The organism is Nitratiruptor sp. YY08-26 (assembly GCF_016593215.1).
Lineage (GTDB): Bacteria > Campylobacterota > Campylobacteria > Campylobacterales > Nitratiruptoraceae > Nitratiruptor > Nitratiruptor tergarcus.
Genome location: NZ_AP023063.1, coordinates 1,697,991 through 1,718,347, shown reverse-complemented (window position 1 = coordinate 1,718,347; position 20,357 = coordinate 1,697,991). Strand labels below are relative to the sequence as shown.

At 37.0% G+C, this 20,357-nt stretch carries 17 protein-coding genes; 10 read left to right on the top strand and 7 right to left on the bottom strand.

Annotation, left to right across the window (positions count from 1 at the left end; translation table 11 throughout):
- Positions 1 to 31: 31 nt before the first annotated feature.
- Both JG738_RS09225 and JG738_RS09220 read right to left on the bottom strand, forming a co-directional pair.
- Complete coding sequence (locus JG738_RS09225) at positions 32 to 1,207, bottom strand: tetrahydrodipicolinate N-succinyltransferase N-terminal domain-containing protein (protein WP_201337615.1); 1,176 nt, start codon at positions 1,205 to 1,207, stop codon at positions 32 to 34.
- Positions 1,208 to 1,216: 9 nt separating this feature from the next.
- Complete coding sequence (locus JG738_RS09220; RefSeq protein ID WP_201337614.1) at positions 1,217 to 2,056, bottom strand: SurA N-terminal domain-containing protein; 840 nt, start codon at positions 2,054 to 2,056, stop codon at positions 1,217 to 1,219.
- Between the two features lie 91 nt (positions 2,057 to 2,147).
- On the opposite strand from JG738_RS09220, the gene gltX reads away from it, so the two are divergent.
- Both gltX and JG738_RS09210 read left to right on the top strand, forming a co-directional pair.
- Positions 2,148 to 3,530, top strand: a complete 1,383-nt coding sequence (gltX, locus tag JG738_RS09215) for a glutamate--tRNA ligase (RefSeq protein ID WP_201337613.1) — start codon at positions 2,148 to 2,150, stop codon at positions 3,528 to 3,530.
- A complete protein-coding gene (locus JG738_RS09210) occupies positions 3,527 to 4,777 on the top strand; it encodes a malic enzyme-like NAD(P)-binding protein (RefSeq protein ID WP_201337612.1) in 1,251 nt (416 codons plus the stop codon). The genes gltX and JG738_RS09210 overlap by 4 nt, the downstream gene beginning before the upstream one ends.
- On the opposite strand, the gene JG738_RS09205 is transcribed toward JG738_RS09210, so the two are convergent.
- Genes JG738_RS09205 through JG738_RS09195 form a run of 3 tightly spaced genes read right to left on the bottom strand, consistent with a single transcriptional unit; the run spans position 4,774 to position 8,429 of the window.
- Positions 4,774 to 6,828: an EAL domain-containing protein gene (locus JG738_RS09205; RefSeq protein ID WP_201337611.1), complete on the bottom strand. Its 2,055-nt coding sequence runs from the start codon at positions 6,826 to 6,828 to the stop codon at positions 4,774 to 4,776. The two genes, JG738_RS09210 and JG738_RS09205, sit on opposite strands and share 4 nt — an antisense overlap.
- Positions 6,815 to 7,738, bottom strand: a complete 924-nt coding sequence (locus JG738_RS09200) for a cytochrome-c peroxidase (protein ID WP_201337610.1) — start codon at positions 7,736 to 7,738, stop codon at positions 6,815 to 6,817. The genes JG738_RS09205 and JG738_RS09200 overlap by 14 nt, the downstream gene beginning before the upstream one ends.
- Positions 7,739 to 7,796: 58 nt before the next feature.
- Complete coding sequence (locus JG738_RS09195; RefSeq protein WP_201337609.1) at positions 7,797 to 8,429, bottom strand: MqnA/MqnD/SBP family protein; 633 nt, start codon at positions 8,427 to 8,429, stop codon at positions 7,797 to 7,799.
- A gap of 61 nt (positions 8,430 to 8,490) precedes the next feature.
- Between JG738_RS09195 and JG738_RS09190 the strand changes: the two genes are divergently transcribed.
- Together JG738_RS09190 and JG738_RS09185 are read left to right on the top strand one after the other, a co-directional pair.
- The gene (locus JG738_RS09190; protein WP_201337608.1) at positions 8,491 to 8,712 is read left to right on the top strand and encodes a MoaD/ThiS family protein; all 222 of its coding nucleotides are present in this window, start codon (positions 8,491 to 8,493) and stop codon (positions 8,710 to 8,712) included.
- Between the two features lie 2 nt (positions 8,713 to 8,714).
- Complete coding sequence (locus JG738_RS09185; RefSeq protein ID WP_201337607.1) at positions 8,715 to 9,158, top strand: molybdenum cofactor biosynthesis protein MoaE; 444 nt, start codon at positions 8,715 to 8,717, stop codon at positions 9,156 to 9,158.
- Here JG738_RS09185 and JG738_RS09180 read toward each other — a convergent pair.
- Positions 9,144 to 12,167 (bottom strand): NAD-glutamate dehydrogenase domain-containing protein, encoded by a 3,024-nt coding sequence (locus JG738_RS09180; RefSeq protein WP_201337606.1) that lies wholly within the window; start codon positions 12,165 to 12,167, stop codon positions 9,144 to 9,146. The genes JG738_RS09185 and JG738_RS09180 overlap by 15 nt on opposite strands.
- A 67-nt stretch (positions 12,168 to 12,234) precedes the next feature.
- Here JG738_RS09180 and JG738_RS09175 point away from each other — a divergent pair, with 67 nt between their 5' ends.
- Together JG738_RS09175 and JG738_RS09170 are read left to right on the top strand one after the other, a co-directional pair.
- Positions 12,235 to 13,440 (top strand): molybdopterin molybdotransferase MoeA, encoded by a 1,206-nt coding sequence (locus tag JG738_RS09175; protein ID WP_201337605.1) that lies wholly within the window; start codon positions 12,235 to 12,237, stop codon positions 13,438 to 13,440.
- A gap of 36 nt (positions 13,441 to 13,476) precedes the next feature.
- On the top strand, positions 13,477 to 14,055 hold the full coding sequence (locus tag JG738_RS09170) for a TlpA disulfide reductase family protein (RefSeq protein ID WP_201337604.1): 579 nt from the start codon (positions 13,477 to 13,479) through the stop codon (positions 14,053 to 14,055).
- A gap of 27 nt (positions 14,056 to 14,082) precedes the next feature.
- Here JG738_RS09170 and JG738_RS09165 read toward each other — a convergent pair whose 3' ends face one another.
- On the bottom strand, positions 14,083 to 15,408 hold the full coding sequence (locus JG738_RS09165) for an MFS transporter (RefSeq protein WP_370583686.1): 1,326 nt from the start codon (positions 15,406 to 15,408) through the stop codon (positions 14,083 to 14,085).
- A 78-nt stretch (positions 15,409 to 15,486) separates the two neighbouring features.
- Between JG738_RS09165 and rdgB the strand changes: the two genes are divergently transcribed.
- From rdgB to JG738_RS09145, 4 genes are all read left to right on the top strand, one after another.
- A complete protein-coding gene (rdgB, locus tag JG738_RS09160) occupies positions 15,487 to 16,068 on the top strand; it encodes an RdgB/HAM1 family non-canonical purine NTP pyrophosphatase (RefSeq protein ID WP_201337602.1) in 582 nt (193 codons plus the stop codon).
- A complete protein-coding gene (ciaB, locus tag JG738_RS09155; protein WP_201337601.1) occupies positions 16,065 to 17,912 on the top strand; it encodes an invasion protein CiaB in 1,848 nt (615 codons plus the stop codon). Before rdgB ends, ciaB begins: the two co-directional genes overlap by 4 nt.
- Positions 17,913 to 18,002: 90 nt before the next feature.
- Positions 18,003 to 19,379 (top strand): hypothetical protein, encoded by a 1,377-nt coding sequence (locus JG738_RS09150; protein WP_201337600.1) that lies wholly within the window; start codon positions 18,003 to 18,005, stop codon positions 19,377 to 19,379.
- Positions 19,380 to 19,582: 203 nt separating this feature from the next.
- Positions 19,583 to 20,020: an Hsp20/alpha crystallin family protein gene (locus JG738_RS09145; protein WP_201337599.1), complete on the top strand. Its 438-nt coding sequence runs from the start codon at positions 19,583 to 19,585 to the stop codon at positions 20,018 to 20,020.
- Positions 20,021 to 20,357 lie beyond the last annotated feature (337 nt).

The following is a 20,357-nucleotide window of genomic DNA, read 5'->3' as shown; positions in this document are numbered from 1 at the left end:
AGTAAGGGGATAAAGCCCCCCATAAAGGGACTTAGTGGAGCTCTTCGTTGAGCTTCACCTCTTTGTTTGAGCGAAATACCTTCATCTGCCCTGTGGTGCTGTCTTGCCTAAAGTGGAGTCCATTGAGCCCAGCAAGCTCTCGCCCTTTGAAGATCTCTTTGTATGAGGCTTGCCACTCGGGGTTTGCCTCTTTGATTTTGTCAAAATCTTCTTGTGTGACGAAAAATTTAGTTCCCTCTAATACCGCTATACCAGCATCGACAATACAGCCGTCTCCAAGAGGAATACCAGTAACAGAGTTTGCTCCGAGTAAGCAGTTTTCCCCAATGCTTATAGGATTACCACTTGTACCACTAAGAACACCAAGGATACTAGCCCCTCCACCGATATCGCTTCCTTTGCCGACAACAGCGCTCGAGCTAATGCGCCCCTCTACCATGACTGGTCCAAGAGTTCCAGCATTAAAGTTGATGTAACTTGCTCCTGGCATAACAGTAGTGCCTGCGGCAAGTTGCGCCCCCATACGTACTTTACTTGCATCCAAAATACGTGTGTTATCTGCTGGGATAATATGCTGCAAAAATCGTGGAAACTTATCAACCGCATCGATAACAGGGTATTGCCCTGTCATTTTGAGTTCAAGCTCATTTTCTCGAAGCCAATCAAGCTCAATAGGAGTATTGCCACTCCAAGCTACGTTTGGAAGAACACCAAAAGCACCATTAAGATTTACGCTACGTAGTGGTGCCTTGCCAGTAGAGAGGGCATAAAGCTTGAGATAGACGCTCTCTACACTCTTTGGTGCTGCATCTTCAAAGAGGAAAACAACTCTAAAATCTGCAAGCTCCTCCTCATCGAGTTTGGAGAGAAATTTAATCATCTGTACATTTTTGTGAGCTTCTCCTACTGCCTCTTCAAGCCATGGACTGCACATAGCTATGGCGCTGTCTACAAATGCTCTTGTAACTTCATAAACTGCTTCACTCTCTTGTGAAATAGTCTGGCCAGCTTCTGCAAGTGCTTTTTGAAAAATAGCTGCACTGCCAAAATTCTCTTGCCAATTTATGAAAGCGTATGTAGCTTGTAAAATTTTATCTGGGTCTTTTTGACCTCTATCTATTTTTGCAATTGCAAATGCCAAGGGCTCTCGATAGTAGTCGCTTGATTGAATCTGATTTACAAGTGCGAAAAAATCCTCTTTAGTCATAGAACTCCTTTATTGTGGTAATCTTAAGATTTTTATATTTGCTGAAGCCTTGAGTCTATCAAAATACTCTTTAACGCTTTTGGTACCTTTTTGATTAGCCAGTCTGTTTAATATAAAGTTTCTCGCCTCTTCAAAAGGTATATACTCTTTCCCCTCTTTTTGTTTGATGTAGAGAAGCAAAAACTTATCTCCTACCGGAAGAATTTGACTAAACTCACCCTCTTTGAGTGAGTTGATCATAGCTGCAAATTGCGGATTGACTTTATCAAGCTCTATAAGCTCCTCTCCTTTACTCAGAAGTATCGGATTTTGAGGCTCATAGAGTGGGTTTTGGCGAATTCGCTCGAGAATCTCTTTGGATGGAGATATATATTTTCTTACAAGTGCCTTTTTGGCTATACTGAACTCCTCTTTATGTGTATCATAATACTCTTTGAGTTTGCTCTCACTAATATTTTTTGCATGCATTTGGGATATTTTTTGGTAGAGTTTTTTGCGAAGAAGTTGCTCTTTGAAGCGCTTTTTATACTCTTCCCAATTAATACCTTTTGACTCAATTGCTTGACGCAAAGAGAAAATATCCATACCCTGCTTGCGTGCAAAATTATCAAGTGCATCTTCTACTTCAAAATCACTTACTTCAATTCCTAACTCTTTGATTTGGGCATCTTCTAGTTTTTTTCTAATGAGAATATCGATAGCTTGTCTAGGGGTAAGGCCAAGTTTTTGGGCAGTTGACTCGATTTCATAGAGTGTAATAGGCTCATTATTGACAAGAATTGCGATACCATCGATCATCTTTGCTAACAAGAAAGAACCCAAAAAAGTTACGACAAGCAGTTTTTTCATTACAAACCTTTGCAGCTATAGTCTTAATAAGAGATTTTACCAGCTTTTAACTAATATTGAAGTAAAATCATTATTAAAAAAAAGGGATACAATGGTTGTCACGAGATTCGCTCCTAGCCCTACAGGATATCTCCATATTGGAGGATTGCGTACTGCACTTTTTAACTGGCTTTGGGCGCGTCACAATAATGGAAAATTTATCTTGCGTATAGAAGATACAGATTTAGCACGCAATAGTGAAGAGGCTACCAAAGCGATTTTAGAAGCATTTGATTGGGTAGGTCTTGATTATGATGGTGAAGTGGCTTACCAATCCAAGCGTTTTGATATCTACAAACGCTATATCCAAAAGCTCCTTGATGAAGGCAAGGCATACTACTGCTACATGACAAAAGAGGAGCTTGATAAGCTCAGAGAAGAGCAGATGCAGCGTGGTGAGCGCCCTCGTTATGATAGACGCTATCGTGATTTTACTGGAACTCCTCCTACAGGAGTCAAGCCTGTGGTGCGTATCAAAGCGCCTTTAGAGGGTGATATTATATTTGAAGATGGAATCAAAGGTACAATTACTATTAAATCCGAAGAGTTGGATGATTTTATTATTGCTCGCAGTGATGGTACACCTACATACAATTTTGTCGTAGCAATAGATGATGCTTTGATGGGGGTGACAGATGTGATTCGTGGAGATGATCACCTCTACAATACTCCTAAGCAAATCATTGTTTATGAAGCTTTGGGGCTGAAAATTCCAAAGTTTTATCATGTGCCTATGATTTTGAATGAGCAGGGGAAAAAGCTCAGCAAGCGCGACGGAGCAATGGATGTTATGGAGTATAAGAGAATGGGATATTTGCCAGAAGCACTTCTTAACTTCCTCGTGCGTCTTGGATGGAGCCATGGGGACCAAGAGATTTTTAGCTTAGAAGAGATGATAGAGCTTTTTGATCCAAAAGATATTAATAAGTCTGCTTCGGCTTATAATCTTTCTAAACTGCAGTGGCTCAATGCTCACTATATAAAAAACACTCTTAATGAAAAGCTTGTAACACTTCTGGAAGATTTTGGAATCTTTTTAGCAGATCATGACAAAAAAGAGATACTTCTTGATGCACTTAAAGAGAGAGCAAAGACGCTGCATGAGCTAGCAGATATGGCAAAGGAGATTCTAGAAGAGCCTGAAGAGTATGATGCAAAAGGTGTAAAAAAAGCTCTTAAGGGTGAGTGGCAAGAGATCTTAGAGCTTTTTGTGCAAAAGCTCGAGCAAAAAGATGTCCACTTACCTGTTGATTTTCATACTATCATTGAAGAGGTTGTAAAGGAAAAAGAGATAGGTTTTGGTAAAATCGGCCAACCTCTTCGTCTAGCACTTCTTGGAAAAATGGCAGGGCCAGATTTAGCAGATGTTATGGCGATAATAGGTAAAGACCAGACAATAAAAAGAGTAAAAAAATTATTAGAAAGCTATAAATGAAAATAACAAAAGAGGAAGTACTCTCTTATCACAAAGAAGATAAACCGGGGAAAAAAGAGATTGCGATTACAAAATCTTTTGAGACACAAAAAGATCTCTCAATAGCATATACTCCTGGTGTAGCATATGTGTGTGAAGAGATTGCAAAAAATCCAGAGGCAGCTTATGACTATACTACAAAAGGCAATTTTGTAGCTGTTGTCACAAACGGGACTGCTGTTTTGGGATTAGGCGACATAGGGCCATTGGCTGCAAAGCCTGTGATGGAAGGCAAAGCAATACTCTTTAAAAAATTTGCCGGCATTAATGCAGTAGGGATCTTGGTAGACGAAAAGGATCCTGAAAAGTTTATAGAGATCGTACGAGCAATATCTCCTACATTTGGTGGAATTAATCTTGAAGATATAAAAGCACCAGAATGCTTTTATATCGAAGAAAAACTCAAAAAAATCACTGATATTCCTGTTATGCATGATGATCAGCATGGAACTGCAATTGTGACCACTGCAGCGATGATTAATGCATGTAAGCTAACAAATAGAGACATAGCTTCTTTAAAAGTTGTGATAGTAGGAAGTGGTGCCGCAGCAATAGCAAGTGCAAGGATGTATAGGCATCTTGGAGTAAAAGAGATAATTCTCATAGATTCAAAAGGTGTAGTGCATGCTGGACGCACAGATCTCAACCCTTACAAAAAAGAGTTCGCTCTTCCTTATCCTATGAGACGAGAAGAGGCATTTAATGATGCAGATATGGTACTTGGACTCTCTATTCCAGGTGCAGTGCAAGAGGAAGATATTGCGCGGATGAAAGATGAACCTTTTGTTTTTGTCTGCTCCAATCCTTCTCCAGAAATTATGCCAGATGTAGTGCGCTCTATCAAACCGCAGGCAATTATTGCAACGGGAAGAAGCGATTTTCCCAATCAAGTAAATAATGTCTTAGGATTTCCATTTCTTTTCCGCGGGGCACTTGATACAAGAAGTAGTGCTATCAATTACGAGATGATGTTAACTGCTGCAAATGCTTTAGCTGCATTAGCGCGTAAAGATGTTCCCGAAGAGGTAAAAAAGATATATAATAAAGATCTTTTCTTCTCAAAAGAGTATATTATCCCCACTCCTTTTGATAAAAGACTACTAGTAGAAGTTTCTGCAGCAGTTGCCAAGGCTGCAATGGAAAGTGGCGTAGCAAGAAAAGTTATCAACATTGAAGAGTACAAACAGAGGGTGGCAACGTTTATCTAAAATGTAGATGAGGGTTCAGCAATGTAATAACCTTGAGAGTAGTCTATTCCTAATTTTTTTACTGCTTCGAAAATCTCTTTTGAATGAACAAACTCTGCAATAGTAGCTATCTTGGCCTTTTTGGCTAAAAAAACGATTGCTGCTACTATCTGCCTAGCGCTTTCGTCTTTATCAAGGTTTTGGATAAGGGAACCATCTATTTTGATATAATCGATTTCGAGATTGAATATGTGGGAGAAATTGGAGTAGCCACTCCCAAAATCATCAATTGCTACTTGTGATCCTTGTGAACGAATGATTGAAAAGAAGTTTTTGACTGCTTCATAATCTTTAAGTGTTTCACTCTCAAGGATCTCAAATGTTATATACTTTGCAATATCTGGATATTTTGCAAACATTTTTCCAAAAAACTTGAGCATATCTGGATTTTCAATGTCTTTCATAGAGATATTCACTGATATGGATTTGTGTTGTTTGGCAGCTTCTGCAAAACTTTTTTCTATAATTGAGTGGGTAATATATTCATAAAGTTTTGCTTCTTTAGCAATTTCAAGATAGGGAAAAATGGACTCATAAAATCCTTTATCGTTTTTGAGTCTAGCAAGAGCTTCATATTTGACGATTTTTCCTGTTTTATTGTCAATGATTGGTTGAAAAAAAGGAACAATGAGGTCTTTGTCGATCGCTTCTTTGAGAATTTTACTCTTTTTGAGATTCTCTTTGATGCGTTGGAAAAAGCCAAGACTATCATCGTATATGCAGTAGTGTAATGAGCTATGCTGCTTTACATATTTAAGGGCCATATCTGCAGTCTCAATAAGAGGCCTTTTGCGTGTGATACCGATACTGACAGCAAGATAAATTTCTACACTTTTAAAAGTAATTTTGTGTTTATCAAAATACTCAATTATCGTTTTAGCTAAATTGGCATCATCTATAGGAATCTTTTCATCTATCAAGATTCCAAAGTCGTCTCCTCCAATGCGATAAAATTTTGCATTGTAGTGGTGAGGAGTGATCTTTTTAAGGATTTTAGCTACTTCACGTAAAATGTGATCTCCTGTGGCATTGCCATAAAAGTCGTTGTAGTGTTTAAAACTGTTTATATTCACTAGTGCGAAAAAAGGTTGTTTTATTTTTCTTACATCCTTTTTAAAAGCTTTTCTATTGTAGAGTTTTGTTAAATCATCGTGGAGTGTCTGGTCTTCAAGACTTTTTTGCAGCTGTTTGAGAGCTCTATTGTCTTTTTCTAATTTATATAGCAGTAGTAAAATAAAAATTAATGCTATGATGTAAAAGGCGATAATTGCGAAAAATATAGAGTTGAGTTTTTGTGCTTCATTGAAATACTTTTCCTCTAGATGGTTTTTGATTTTTTCTAATGTTTTTTGAGGAGTATTATCAAGGATTTCTAGTAAGATATGTTTATATTTTGAAAAATTTTGCAAAAATATTTTTATATGAGCATGAAAAACAGTGAAAAATTTAGTTTTTGCAACTTGCCGTGCATGCAGTTTTTCTATTTTTTCAGCAATTCCATGTAAAAAATCTTCATCTAAAGAGTTTTTTATAAGGAATATATCTGCTATGATGGAGATAATAGTATTGCGATTGTGAGAAGATATCTTTGCTGGTATCTTTTGTAGGAGTGTTGCAAGGTACATCGTAGAGTTTTTTATTGCTGCATTGAGTGTTTTAAATCTCTCTATAAGATCATTTTTATGCTCAATTTGGAGTTTGTAGGTTTGTAAAAGATCTGCAATATTTTCATCCTCATCTTGTAACATTGTTTGAAACTTTTTAAGGATATTATCCATCTCTTTTTGCAATTTTGCAATTTCGTCATAATCTTCATAGAGGAAAAAGGAAGCTTTCAAAATATTGTAATTGAGTTGGAGTTCTTTGTCGCGCAGTTCATTGTAGTAGAAGAAAGCGCGATTTTTTTTATCAAAGAAATTATATGTGTAGTTTTGAAAGAAGATGAGAAAAGAGATAGCTACTATACTGAAGAGTAAAAAGATAGATATTTTGATTTTACTATTTTTTGTCATTACTCAAAATCTTTGGTTTTTTTCCTGTAAGTGTTTTGAGGAAAGCTACGATTTTGTTTTGCTCATCTTTGGTAAGTGAAAAGCCAAGATTGTGGTATGCCATTTTATTCACAGCTTGTTGTAGTGTTTGCACACTGCCATCATGGAAGTAGGGGGCAGTAAGGGCAATATTGCGCAGTGTGGGAACTTTATAGACATATCTATCTTCTTGTTTTTTTGTTAGTTCATAGCGATCGTCAACCGGAGCTTTTGGATAGGCGATAACTGTACCAAGTTTTTGAAAAGAGTTGCCTCCTATATTGATGCCGTTATGGCAGGTAATACAGCCTATTTTTTTAAAAAGCAAATAGCCCTCTTTCTCTTCCCGCAGAAGTTGTACTTCCCCTCGCAAATATCTGTCAAATTTGGCATCAGGTGTAATAAGAGCCTTTTCAAACTCAACAATTACATCTTTTACCATAGCATACTCTATTTTGTCTGTTTTGTAAACTTTTTTGAAAAGCTTTCTATAAAAGGGTGAGCTATTGAGACGTTTTTCAATCTCTTGATTACTCATATCCATTTCTACTGGGTTATGTAAAGGTCCATCGATTTGCTCATAGAGATCTCGTGCTCTTCCATTCCAAAACTGTACTATATTAAAAGTGGAGTTATATACTGTCGGAGAGTTGACTTGCCCTTTTCTCCCTTTTACTCCAATTGAGACAGGGCGAGGGTCTGCTCCTCCATGATCAAAATCGTGGCAACTAACGCAGGCTACAGTTTTATCTTTTGAAAGAATCGGATCGAAAAAAAGAATTTTACCCAAATGTGCTTTTTGAAGATCGTATGGAACATTATGAGGAATAGGGGTTATTGGCTCTTTTGCATAGAGCAGTAGTGACAAGAAAAAAATAGTTGATTTTCTCATATTTTGCCTCAAGTAAAAGATATATTATTTGTATTATTATCGGTAAATGAGAGTGAAATTATCGCTGCAACTGGAAAAATTTTTTCAAAGATTGCTTCTCTTTTCTACCAATTTTGTAATCGATAAGTTGCAGATAGTTTTTGATCTCTTTATGAGAAAGTCCACTGCGCTTTGTGTAGCGAGAAAGAATGTAGTGGGGGATTTTCGTATGTGAATGGAGAAACTTTTTTGCAAGAGCTTTATAGGCTTTTGGATTTTTTTTGTAACAAAACCGTGCAAAAACAAAAGGGAGTCTATATCGCTCATACCACTTTTGTGCTAAGTCGATGCATCCATCGGTTTTAAGAAGTGCTTTATCTCCAATAATAACTTCGCCTTTGATGCCAAGTACTTTTGCTAAAACGTTGGATGTATTAGACTCTTCATCCTCTTTATTTTCCCCTGGGCAGACAATGACGCTTTTGACTCTTTTATGTGCAACTATGCCAAAATCGGTGCAAGCATATTTTTTACTTACTATACTTGATATCATTGCAGCTTCTACTCTTCCCTTTATAAAGAGGCGATTGATGTGGCTAGGAACTCCCTTATAATAGGTAAGTGCAGCTTTGTCTGCACTATGCTTGAGCTCTTTTTTTAAAAATACATAGAATGGTAAAAGATTGATATAGTCTATTTTTCCAATTATCATGGCGTAATTATATTGAAATTTTTTGATAAAATTAGCAAAATCCATCAAGAGGATAGAAAATATGGTTACAGTTGAGTTTTTGGGGCCTATTGCTAGAGAACCCCTGCAGGTAGAAGCGAAAAATTTGCGTGAAGTTGCGAAAATTTTGCAAAAAGATAGTGAAATAAAAAAGTGGCTGGGTGAATGTGCAGTTGCAGTGAATGATAAGATTGTCAAAACTCTTGATATCGAGCTTAACGATGGGGATAAGGTTTCATTGCTACCCCCAGTTTGTGGAGGATAAAGATGCTTGAACTCTATCCCGGTGAGTTAAATGTTGATAAAATCTTTAGTAAATGGCGCAGGTGGGGCGAAGATAAAAACTATGGTGCTTTTATCACTTTCGTAGGGACTGTAAGAGAAGAAAATGGCATTGAGGCTTTGAGCTTTGATGTATATAAGCCGATATTGCAGCGCTGGTTTGAAGCGTGGCAGCAAAGAGCACAGCAAAGAGGCGCTTATCTTAAAATGGCCCACTCCATTGGCAATGTCCCCATCCATACATCCAGTTATATGGCCGCAGTTTTTAGTCCCAAAAGGCGCGTTGCATTAGAGCTTATAGAAGAGTTTGTAGAAGATTTCAAAGCCAATGCTCCTATTTGGAAATATGATGTAAAAAACGGAGAGCGCCACTATGCGCGAGACCGCAGCCACAAAATTGAAGGGAGCGGTCTTTTAGATAGCCTCTAGAAGGAGCTTATGCACCACATTGGAGATCTTCATGAGATCTTGTGGTGTGTGTGCAAGCTCTGCAATCTTTTGAGCAAAGAAGCTAGTATCTATCATCTTTTCTTGAATATAATTCATGAGTCCATCATGGAGTGATTCTTTACTCCTTGTATAAAAGACCACATCTTTTGCAGTAGCTACTACAAAATACTCCACTAACTCCATGAGCTGCATTTTAAGCTCTTTGCCAATATTATCTTTTGGAGAGAAGTTATAGATAATTTGCAAGAGAGCATCGATATTAAAAAGAGAGAGTATTTCACTCAGTAAAGAGAGTACTTCATTGAGTGGATACTCTTTGAGCTCTTTAATGTAGATTGCAGGCATTACAAACTTAATAAGATCGATATAGCGAAAAAAGTCACTATGTATACTCTCTTTAAAGTCAAGAAATTGTGCGATTTCATTTTTATAGTTGAGAATATGAAAAGGTTCGCTATTAAACTCTTGATAGTTGCGTACCATCCATTTAACACTAAATTCTACAGCATCTTCGATCTCTAGTAGTTGCATATAAATTGAAGTTTTATTAGCACTCTCTTTTTTATAAAGCTCTTTTTTTGCCTTTGCAATCCAAAGGAGAGCATAGAGCAGCAGATAGGATTTTATTTTTATAAGAAATTTTTCACTGCCAAGTTCGTCAAAATCAGCAATAAAGCGAATACCAGCATTATCGATGATGATATTTGCTGCAACCGTTGCGATAATCTCTCGTGCGAGGGGGTGTGTAAGCACCTCTTTTTCAAAAAGAGGATAGAGAGATTTTGGAAAGTATTTATAAAGATAGTGCTCAAAAAAGGGCTCTTGTGTTAAATTGCTTTGGAGTATGAAGCGTTTGAGAAAGATTTTTGAAAATGAGAGCACAATACCAAGCACAGGCCTCACTATAGATCCATCGGCATCTATAACAGTATCAAACTCTTTTATTTTTGGTATATCAAAATCTTTCTTATTGAAAAACTCCAACTCTCTCTCAAGAAGTTCAATAGCTTTAATGAAATCCTCCTTATCATTACGTGAACGTAAGCCATCAAGGGTGATAGCAAGAGGTTGCATGAAGTTTTCTTGAAAAACTTTTTCAAGAACCTCTTGTGTAAGCTCTTTGAGAATTGTATGTTTTTGATTTTCATCTATCTTTTGCTCTTTTAACGCTTTATTAAGAACAATTTTGAGATTGACTTCATAGTCGCTCGTATTGACACCTGCTGAATTGTCGATGCTATCAAGATTGATTCTTCCGCCATTTTTAGCATATTCGATACGAGCCTTTTGTGTAAGTCCAAGATTACCTCCTTCACATACTGCAAAAGCTTGCAGTGCAGAGGCATCTACTCGCACAGGTTCATTATACTTATCTGCAATGTAGATATTAAACTCTTCACTCGCTTTCACGTATGTACCGATACCTCCAATATAGAGCATATCTACTTGTGCGCACAGTAGATATTTTGCAAGCTCTTCTGCACTGAGAATATCCTCTTTGATGCCAAGTACTTTTTTTATTTGAGGAGAGAGTTTAATCTCTTTTTGCGTACGCAAAAATACTCCTCCACCTTCGCTAATGAGAGTTTGGTTGTAATCGCTCCAGCTCTTTTGCTCTTCAAAGAGTCGTTTGCGCTCTTTAAAAGCTATAGCAGGATCGGGATTGGGATCAATGAAGATCTCATGCGAGCTAATGGCACCTATGAGTTTGATTTGGGGATTAATGAGCATGCCATTGCCAAATACATCTCCTCGCATAGAGCCGGTTCCAACTACAGTAATAGGATCTTTAAAAATATCGATTTTTCTGTCGATAAAATGCCTCGCAGCACAGATCCATGCACCATGAGCAGTCACACCCAGTTTTTTATGACTGTACCCATGACTTCCGCCACTTGCAAAAGCATCTTTGAGCCAATATCCTCTTTTTATAGCGATTGTATTGGCCACGTCACTCATATCAGCAGTACCTTTGTCTGCTGCTACAACAAAATAGAAGTCTCCTCCCTCTTTTGGCTCTTTATCTATCAAATCAAGCATTGCATCGATGTAGAGCTCATAGTAGTGGCGAAACTCCTTTTTTGTTATAGGTTTTTCTATGTAGAGACCTCCCTTTCCTCCAGAAGGGATAATAATGGCATTTTTTGCCTCTTGTGTAATCATAAGATCGCGAATCTCTTGGCGAAAATCTTCTCGATCACTCCAGCGAATTCCTCCACGACTTACAGGACTGATACGCAGATGCACACCTAAAAAATCCTTATGATAGACGAAGATCTCAATATTTGGTTGGAGTGAAGGAAGAAGTTTTTTAAATTTAGTCAAATCAAATTTATAAGACTTGCACTCTTTGCCTGCAAAAAAATTGGTTTTTTTGATACTACAAATTGCATAGTAGCAGATACGCAGCAGTTTATCCTCTTCATAATTTTGTACTGTTTTAAAAGAGGAGTGAATTTTCTCTTCAATCTTTTTTCTTTCCATAGAATCTTGTTTGAAAAAGTATTTGATGAAATAGTTAATGAGATGAGGATAGTTCAAAAATATTTTTATGATGGATTGTTCTTTTTTTTCTGGAAGGAGCTGGACGAGATATTTGACAAGTGAGCGCAAGAATATTACTTGTTCTAAAGAGATATTTTTTTCTAAAACAAAATGATAGAGTGTACATCGATCAAGTGTTTCTCCTCTTAGAGCCTGCTCAATAATTGTTGCGACTTTTTCTTTTGCTTGTTGCAAGGCTGTAATGTTTGTATCTATAAAAATTTGGCTAATTTGCACGTTATTTAGAGAGTAGAAGATCTCTTTTTTTGCTGTGATACCAAAATCTTTGAGCAGAAGAACAATTTGTGAAAGAGAAACAGGCTTTTTTGCATAAATTTTAATAGAAGGCTCATGTATAAGATCTATAATAACTTTGTAGTCATCAAGATTTTTGACTATTTCTCTATCTTCTTGTGTTATAGCCTCTTTGCAAGGATTTGTCATACTTTTTTCCTTCACAGTTTACTCACTTTTATATTGTATAATAGCACAAACATTCAAAAGGGCTACAATGATAAGTTTTGAAGAGTCGATGCGACTTTTACACTCTTTAGATGTGACTCCTTGTGGAGTAGAAAAGCTCTTTTTAACACAAACTTTTGGAAGGTTTTTGGCACAAGACATTATCGCAACCACCAATAGTCCGGAACTTCCTACTGCGGCTATGGATGGGTATGCAGTACGTTATGAGGATATGGATAAAAAGAGGCTCAAAGTCCTTGCAGATAATCCTGCTGGAAATGAAGTTACAATACCAGTTGAACCAGGATTTGCTATCAAAACCTTTACAGGCTCTTTGATGCCAGAGGGTGCAGATACACTTATTCCTATTGAAAATGTGAACGTCATAGGAGAAGAGATTGAAATAGTTAAACCGGTAAAAAAAGGCTTTAGCGTACGCCCAGTAGGAGAGAATTATAAGCAAGGCGAAACACTTATAGCAAAAGGTTCTCGTATAGGCTTTGCCGAAATTGGCGTCATGGGAAGCCTCAATATTGTGATGCCAAAAGTGTATCAAAAGCCAAAAGTTGCAGTATTAGCTACAGGGAGTGAGGTGTTAGAGATTGGAGAGCAGCAAACAAATGCTGCACAAATTCGCAGCTCCAATAACTATACTCTTGAAGCCCTTATCAAGCAGCATGGGGGAGAGTGTGTGCAGCTTGGGGCTGTGAAGGATGATAAGGCAACTATTACACAAAATATGCATGAAGCGCTGCATAGTGCAGACATAGTCGTGAGCACTGGTGGGGTGAGTGTAGGTGATTACGATTTTGTCAAAGATGTGGTGCGCAGTGAGCTAGGCGCTGAGGTGGTTTTCAAAGGTGTTGTGATAAAACCTGGTCAACATGTGATGGTTGCGCAAAAGGGGCAAAAATTTATTGTAGCACTTCCAGGGTTTGCATACTCAAGTACTGTAACCTTTATGCTCTATGTCCTTCCACTCATTTACCGCATGCAAGGAAGTGAGTATAAGCCTACAATGGTATATGCAACTCTTAAAGAGCAATTTGTCAAAAAGAGCAAGAAAACAGAGTTTACTCCATGCCGTATTCTTATAGAGGATGGGGAGTTTTTTGTCGATTTTGCAGGTAATCGAGAGGGAAGCAGCGCTATTTTGACAAATATGCTGGGCCCCAACAGAGCTTTAGCTGTAACAACGCCGCAAGAAGGCAACAAAGAAGCAGGCGAGCGTATACTTGTGTGGCTGCTCTCATAAGATTGTTTATATTGTGATAATTAAAAAGGAGAAGTAATGTTAAAAAAACTGCTGTTTGTAGTGATGTTTGTAGGTCTGCTTTTTGGAGCACAAAGGGAAGTGGATAAAAGCTTTGTCCTTACTACTGTAGATAATCAAAAGATCCATATTCATATCAAAAAAAATGGTATTGAGGTTAAAGAGTATCCTGGTAAAGTGATTATTCTTGATTTTTTTGGTAAACGTTGTCCTCCATGTAGAATGGAGATGCCAATACTTGGCGATTTACAAACAAAACTCAAAGATAAAATGCAAATTATAGGACTTCATGTCCAAGAGCCTTTAAGCAAAGCTGATCTTCAAGAACTATACCGACGAGGAATTAACTATCCAATAGTTGACTATCTTCCAAACAAGGAGAATCAAGCTTTTGTCGGATTCATTGGACAGCTGACAGGATGGAGTGGAAGTATTCCTTATATGCTCTTTTTTGATCCAAAAGGCACGTATCAAGGCTATCATATTGGTATGGCAAACGAAGAGTCACTAAAAAAATTTATAGAAAAACTCTACAACACTTCTAAAAAATCTACTCCAAAAACAGAGAATAATACTACTAAAAAAGCTTCTAAGTAATATTTCTCCCCGAAAGGGGGGAGAAAATCAAGACTCTTTACGTAAAAAATCTTTGATTATGTCTTCATCAAGTTTTTCAGAGTCATATTTGACAACAATAAGCTCTTCTGTTTCATTGACATAAAAGTCTGTAACACCTTCCATTACCTTAAGGCCGGGGAGTTTCTCTTTGTCATATTTATCAAAATCTAAAAAGAGATTTGCCCGTACTCCAGGATTGCGCATTCCCACAATCCAGTAGATCCACACAACACAGACAAGCAGTACAAATATGGCTACGGCTTTTTCGTGTCCATACTGGTAGAGTAGACCACCAATCGCACCACCAAGGAAGATGCCAATATAAGCAAAAGTGTTTGCCACGCCAAGTGCTGCACCTTTTTGGTGTACTTTTGCAAATTTGGATACGAAGCTTTGCAAGAGTGGCTCAAACATATTAAAGCCAATAAAGAAAAAGACTGCTCCTACACTAAAGAGCAAAAAGGAGTTGCTAAAGCCCATGAGTGCGAAAGAAGCTGCAATAAAAAGGATAGAAACTATAAAGACCTCTTTTCCTCTGTGGTATTTTTCTCCAAAAACTGCAGCTGGCCCCATAGAGAGAATTCCAAAAATAACAGCTGGCAAATAGACCTTCCAGTAGTACTCTGGTCCCATATTAAATTTTTGTTTCATGAGAATTGGAATGAGGAAAAATGCTATTGCCATAGTAGAAGAGTGGAAGAGAAATGTAATGTACATACGCACAAGATCTTTATCTTTGAAAACATGCTTTATCTTTGCCTCCTCTTCACTGTAGTGATGGACAATTTTTGGAGGCTCTGGAACTGCGGTAAAGAGAATACCAAGAGCAAGGAGGGCTAAAATTGCTGTAAGCCAAAAGAGTGCTTTGACACTGTAAAGACCTCCAATGATTGGTCCAATGATCATCGCAGCTGCAAAACTAAGAGCTATGACCATACCCATAACTGCCATTGCGTGGGCGCGCTCATCCTCTCTTACATAGTCTGCAATCATTGCTGTAACAACACTTCCAATAGCTCCAGCACCCTGTAAAAATCTTCCAAGGAGCAATACATAGATATTATCAGCTACTGCACAGATAACGGAACCTGCTGCAAAGATGAGGAGACCGATGAGGATCGTTTTTTTACGTCCAATTTTATCACTGAGTACCCCATAAGGTACTTGTAGCACGGCTTGTGTAAAAGCGTATCCACCGACAGCCACACCAGCTAAAAAAGCAGTTCCTCCAGGAAGTTGCAGTGCGTATTGACTTAGTACTGCCAAAACGATAAATAGCCCAAAGAAGCGTAGGGCGACAATGAGACTTAAAGGCAGAACCTTTTTGACAATCTCTTTCAATAGGTATCCTTTATGATAAAATTTTGTCAACCTTATTGTAAAACTTCTTTGTAAATAAAAGGTAGAAATATGAAAATTATTTTAGCTTCTTCAAATAGAGGCAAGATAAAAGAGATCCAAGAGTTGCTTCAAGCTGAAGTGGTTCCCTATAAAGATATTTTGGGTGATATAACGATTATAGAAAATGGAAAGAGTTTTCAAGAAAATGCCATAATAAAAGCCAAGGCTATTTTTGAGAGAGTGCCACAGAGTATTGTACTCGCAGATGATAGTGGGATTAGTGTTCCAGCACTTGGGGGAGAGCCAGGAATCTATAGTGCACGTTATGCAGGAGATAGCGCTACAGATAAAGAGAATCTGCAAAAACTCATTTCAAAATTGCAAGAGAAAAATATCAAAAAGACTCCAGCATTCTATACAGCTGCAATTGCAATTGCTTCACCAAAAGGAGTTTTTACTACACACGGCTGGATGTGGGGAAATGTGATTGATGAAGCTAGAGGTAATAAGGGCTTTGGATACGATCCAATGTTTATACCTGAGGGCTATGAGAAGACCCTTGGTGAACTTGATGAAGAGGTAAAAAAACGCATAAGCCATAGGGCAAAAGCTTTACGTTTAGCAAAAATAATTTTAGAAAGAGTGGTATGAGAGAGAAATTTTTTGAGGATTTAAGAAAAATCTATACACTCCTTGAAGCTGAGCAGAAGGAGCTGCAGCGTTTTTATGAAATTTTACAACCACATAGAAGTTTAGTAGATGTAAAGGTTGCAGAGTATGAGGATCTGATATATGATTTTTTGCAGTTTATAGGTTTAGAGGTATCGGGTGAGACAAAACTTGCAGCAATTAACCGTATCGTAAATCTACGTGAAGATATGCTCTTGCAAGTAATAAGTAGTCTCGAAGAAGAGGAGCAAATTAAAGTAAAAGAGAGAGCTTTTGTTTGGGTGAGCCAGTTTTATCTCGCACGCTTTGAGCAGCTTTTGCAAATCATAGAATCACAAGGACTTCTCACTCCTTTTTATCGCACACTTTTGCGCCATGCACATCTTATTGGTGAGGCTTTTAGCTCCTGGCAAAGTAGTTGGATGGCAGCCATTATTTATGGCATCAATAAAGAGCTCTTTCGCATATTCAATGGAGACGAAGAGAAGATTTTTGAGATGCTCAATGCCAAAAAGCTGCTTGATAGAGGGCATGGTGGTGAAGTAGGAGATAGGAGCTACTCTATATTGGTTATGGAAGAAGATGGAAGTTTCAAAAGAGTTGCGTATGCTGAGGCTTTTAGCAAAGAGGTAGAAGAGGTGTGTAAAAGAATCGATAATGCACTCCAAGCGTTGGCAAAATATGAAGATGAGGTTTTTCATAAAAAAAAGGAGTGGCTTGAATATTTTACTAAAATCAAAAAGGCGCTTTTAGAGAAGGATCCAGATAGACTCATACCTGCTTGGGCTGATGTGGATAGAGCTTGGATGCGTATTGACACTCCTTTGCAGTTAGGGCATCCTCTTGAATATTATGAAGATCGCTACCGCAAGGCAGTAGCACTAGAGTGGGACGTGCGTATAGCAGACCCCGATTACAGAGTAGGTGAGCGAGCTAAAAAGATAGAGCTTGCTTTTCGCAAACTCTATGATGAAATTGGCATAGAGAAGCCTTCAATTTATCACCAAACTTTGCAGAGTTTGCAAAAAGTACAACTCTATGTAGGCAGACCTCTTCTTTTTTATGGGAGTGAGTTTAATGGGCTTTTTAGTGCGCAAGTAGTACCAAACGATGAGGTTGTGAGTAAAGAGATGGGCAAAAAGATTTTTGCATATCCCGATATGATACTCCAAACCAAAAAGGCTAAGCCAAAGATGCGTCTAACGTATGAAATATATGGAAAAGAGGGAGCACAAAAAATTTATAGCCTTTTGGAAAATGAAGAGGCTTGGTATGCGGTGTATGATATCACTACTATTGGTCATGAGTATGGACATATTTTGTGGATGGATGAAGAGAGCGAAGCAGTAATGAATAGAAGCGGTATGTTTAAGCTTGCTGAAGAGTTTAAAGCAACCACCGGTGGACTTGTAGCATATTTTATGTTTGAAGAGGAATGCTACTGGGAAGAGTTGTTACTTGACCATATCCAGCGAAGTGTCTCACTGATTGGCTGGATGGAAGTAGAAGAGGTACTTCCTTATTATGTAGAGGGGCTTTTGCATCTGCATGGACTTTTTGAAACTGGTATTTTAACGTTTAATACAAAATTGCAGATGCATATTACAGAGCAAAATTTTGCCAAGCTCAAAAGATGGTATCTCCAAGTTTATAAAGATTTGGCAAAAGTCTATCTGTTTAAAGAAAATGTAAAGAATTTTTTAGATAAATTTATAGTAAAGGGGAAAAATGTATATTTGCCTCTTGATGAAAAAGTAGGTTCTTTTGTCCAATTTTACTATGAACTTTATACAAAGATTGGCCGAGAAATAGTAACATCAGAATAGATGCACTATCTCTACGAGCATTAAGCGATATAATCTTTTAATAGATTATAAGTGTAGTGCATAACGGGATAGTGAGAAAAGGAGAGAAAGATGAAAAGAGTAGTAGCGATTATTGCACTGCTGCAAATGGTTGTTTTAGGAGCAGACTATGTGAAAGAACTTAAGTCTTATTTGACATCAAGAGATTTCTGTATTAATGGTATTTTGTATACCTATGATTTTGATCATGATGGATATATTGAAGATAATGAATGGATATATGTTAGCATGAGAACAAATAATAAATACAGAATGTTAGGTACAAAGCCTACATCAAATAATATGTTCGGTTTTCAAAAAATCGATATTGAACTGAAAAATAGTGAGCCTCGAGGTTATTTTACTTTTATAAACTTTCAACAAGATAATGATAGAAAACTTTCCTGGATCTTTTTATCTGCAAAGACAGGAATAGTTTATAAGCTTATAGGAGCTACTGAGGAACATAGATTTAAATATCTACTTGATAAGTCAGGTAACTCTTTACTGAGGGATATTACATATGTAATTGAGAGTAATCAAGTAAGTTTTATTTATAATAAATTAGATGCTTTTCCGTATATTCTAAGTAATTTTGATACAAAGGGTTTTAGTTGGAGTTTGGTTCTTGGTAAGCAAGAGATTTATATCGCAGACGGAAGTAATGGTGTTGTAGTACTTAATACAACTAACGAAAATTTCTACAATCCGCAACTCAGTATAAAAAAGATTTATGGACACACTTATGGTATAGCGGAAGATTTTCAACATCATAAAATCTATATTGCTTTAGGCAAAAAGGGCATTAAAATGCTTGATAGTGAGAGTCTTGATGAGATTACATCAGTTAAAGCTCCTAAAAAAAGGGTGAGTTTTGAAAATATTTGGCTCTCACCTGATAAAAAAGCACTTTATGCACTGGATGGTAAAGGAGTGTTTGCCATTTATAGAGATCTTGAAAAAAACTCTATGAACTATTGTGATACCATAGTTGGTGATTTTGCTGATGCAGTTATTAGTGATGAATATCTTTATTTGATAGATCGCAGCGAAGGTGTGAAGAGATACTCTTTGGCCATGTCTACCGCTCCAAAATTCGAAGTAGCTGTGAGTGTTGAGGGATTAGAAGATGCTGCAGTAATAGATGGCTATGTTTACGGTGTCTATGACCAAAAGGAAAAAATGGTGGTTATTACACCAGAGTGCAAAATAGCAAAAAATTTAGATACTCCTCATACAATATTTAAGCTTATTGCAGATCCAGAGCATAAAAAACTATATGCTCTCAATAACGTTGCATCTATTGATGTATTTGATGTGAGTAATCCGTTAGATCCACAATTTGAAAAAACGATATACTTGCCATATCCTGCTATGGATCTAAAAATTAAAGGAAGTTTTGGCTATATAGCTAACGGTGGAAATGGCCTTATAGTTATACAATTATAATCTCTCACTTTTTATATGCCGGGATATCCCTGGCATTTTGAAATCTCTCTTATATTCCTCCTATATTTAATGAGAACAATTATTATGTATCAAAAATCAAGTTGAATATGTTTTTATATTATAATTTAATATATTTTAGTAATATAACTTGACACAAAGTGACTAAGACGATATAATTACGAAAAACTAAAAGGAGGTGAGTGATGATTCCTGTGGTTATCGATCCTTTTAAAGAGTTAAGAGATATTGAAAGAAAAATCTCTTCTATGCTCGAATTTGAAAATAAGATGGCACCAAGTACACAAGCAGAAAATATCTGGATGCCAGCGGTGAATGAAAAAGAGGATGAAAAAGCATACTATGTAGAAGTTGATCTACCTGGAGTGAAAAAAGAGGACATCAACCTTGAAGTAAAAGATAATGTTCTCACTATTAGCGGTGAGAGAAAATTCAAAAAAGAGGAAGAGGATAAGGGGTATAAAAGAGTTGAAAGTTTCTTTGGTAAGTTTGAACGCAGCTTTACTCTTCCAGCCGATGCAGATGCAGAAAAAATTGAAGCAAAAGCTGAAGATGGTGTACTTCATATCACTATTCCAAAAGTAGAGCAAAAAGAGAATGTCAAAAAAATCGAAGTCAAATAAACAACCCTCTCCAAGCTCCTTGGGCTGATTGCAAAGTCCAAGGAGCTTTTCATCTCAACCATGTTCAAACTATGAGCATATCTCTTTTTATTTATCTTATTATGAATATGTTTTTATATTCTACATCCAAAATAGCTGCTAATAAAATTAAAAATAATATTGAATAAAAAATTCCAAGTTATTGTATTTAATAATAATTTAAGGAAACAAAAGTAATAATAATTATAAGAATAAATTAAATATGTTGATATAAAGCACAGTTGCTATGCTTTCCACACTTTTGGTATTATAAGTGGAATATGGAAGTTAAGCCGTATTACAAAAAAGAGTATGAAAT

Coding starts and splice junctions, on each gene's coding strand:
- JG738_RS09225 (WP_201337615.1), bottom strand. CDS start 1,207: ATGACTAAAGAGGATTTTTTCGCACTTGTAAATCAGATTCAATCAAGC.
- JG738_RS09220 (WP_201337614.1), bottom strand. CDS start 2,056: ATGAAAAAACTGCTTGTCGTAACTTTTTTGGGTTCTTTCTTGTTAGCA.
- gltX (WP_201337613.1), top strand. CDS start 2,148: ATGGTTGTCACGAGATTCGCTCCTAGCCCTACAGGATATCTCCATATT.
- JG738_RS09210 (WP_201337612.1), top strand. CDS start 3,527: ATGAAAATAACAAAAGAGGAAGTACTCTCTTATCACAAAGAAGATAAA.
- JG738_RS09205 (WP_201337611.1), bottom strand. CDS start 6,828: ATGACAAAAAATAGTAAAATCAAAATATCTATCTTTTTACTCTTCAGT.
- JG738_RS09200 (WP_201337610.1), bottom strand. CDS start 7,738: ATGAGAAAATCAACTATTTTTTTCTTGTCACTACTGCTCTATGCAAAA.
- JG738_RS09195 (WP_201337609.1), bottom strand. CDS start 8,429: ATGATAATTGGAAAAATAGACTATATCAATCTTTTACCATTCTATGTA.
- JG738_RS09190 (WP_201337608.1), top strand. CDS start 8,491: ATGGTTACAGTTGAGTTTTTGGGGCCTATTGCTAGAGAACCCCTGCAG.
- JG738_RS09185 (WP_201337607.1), top strand. CDS start 8,715: ATGCTTGAACTCTATCCCGGTGAGTTAAATGTTGATAAAATCTTTAGT.
- JG738_RS09180 (WP_201337606.1), bottom strand. CDS start 12,167: ATGACAAATCCTTGCAAAGAGGCTATAACACAAGAAGATAGAGAAATA.
- JG738_RS09175 (WP_201337605.1), top strand. CDS start 12,235: ATGATAAGTTTTGAAGAGTCGATGCGACTTTTACACTCTTTAGATGTG.
- JG738_RS09170 (WP_201337604.1), top strand. CDS start 13,477: ATGTTAAAAAAACTGCTGTTTGTAGTGATGTTTGTAGGTCTGCTTTTT.
- rdgB (WP_201337602.1), top strand. CDS start 15,487: ATGAAAATTATTTTAGCTTCTTCAAATAGAGGCAAGATAAAAGAGATC.
- ciaB (WP_201337601.1), top strand. CDS start 16,065: ATGAGAGAGAAATTTTTTGAGGATTTAAGAAAAATCTATACACTCCTT.
- JG738_RS09150 (WP_201337600.1), top strand. CDS start 18,003: ATGAAAAGAGTAGTAGCGATTATTGCACTGCTGCAAATGGTTGTTTTA.
- JG738_RS09145 (WP_201337599.1), top strand. CDS start 19,583: ATGATTCCTGTGGTTATCGATCCTTTTAAAGAGTTAAGAGATATTGAA.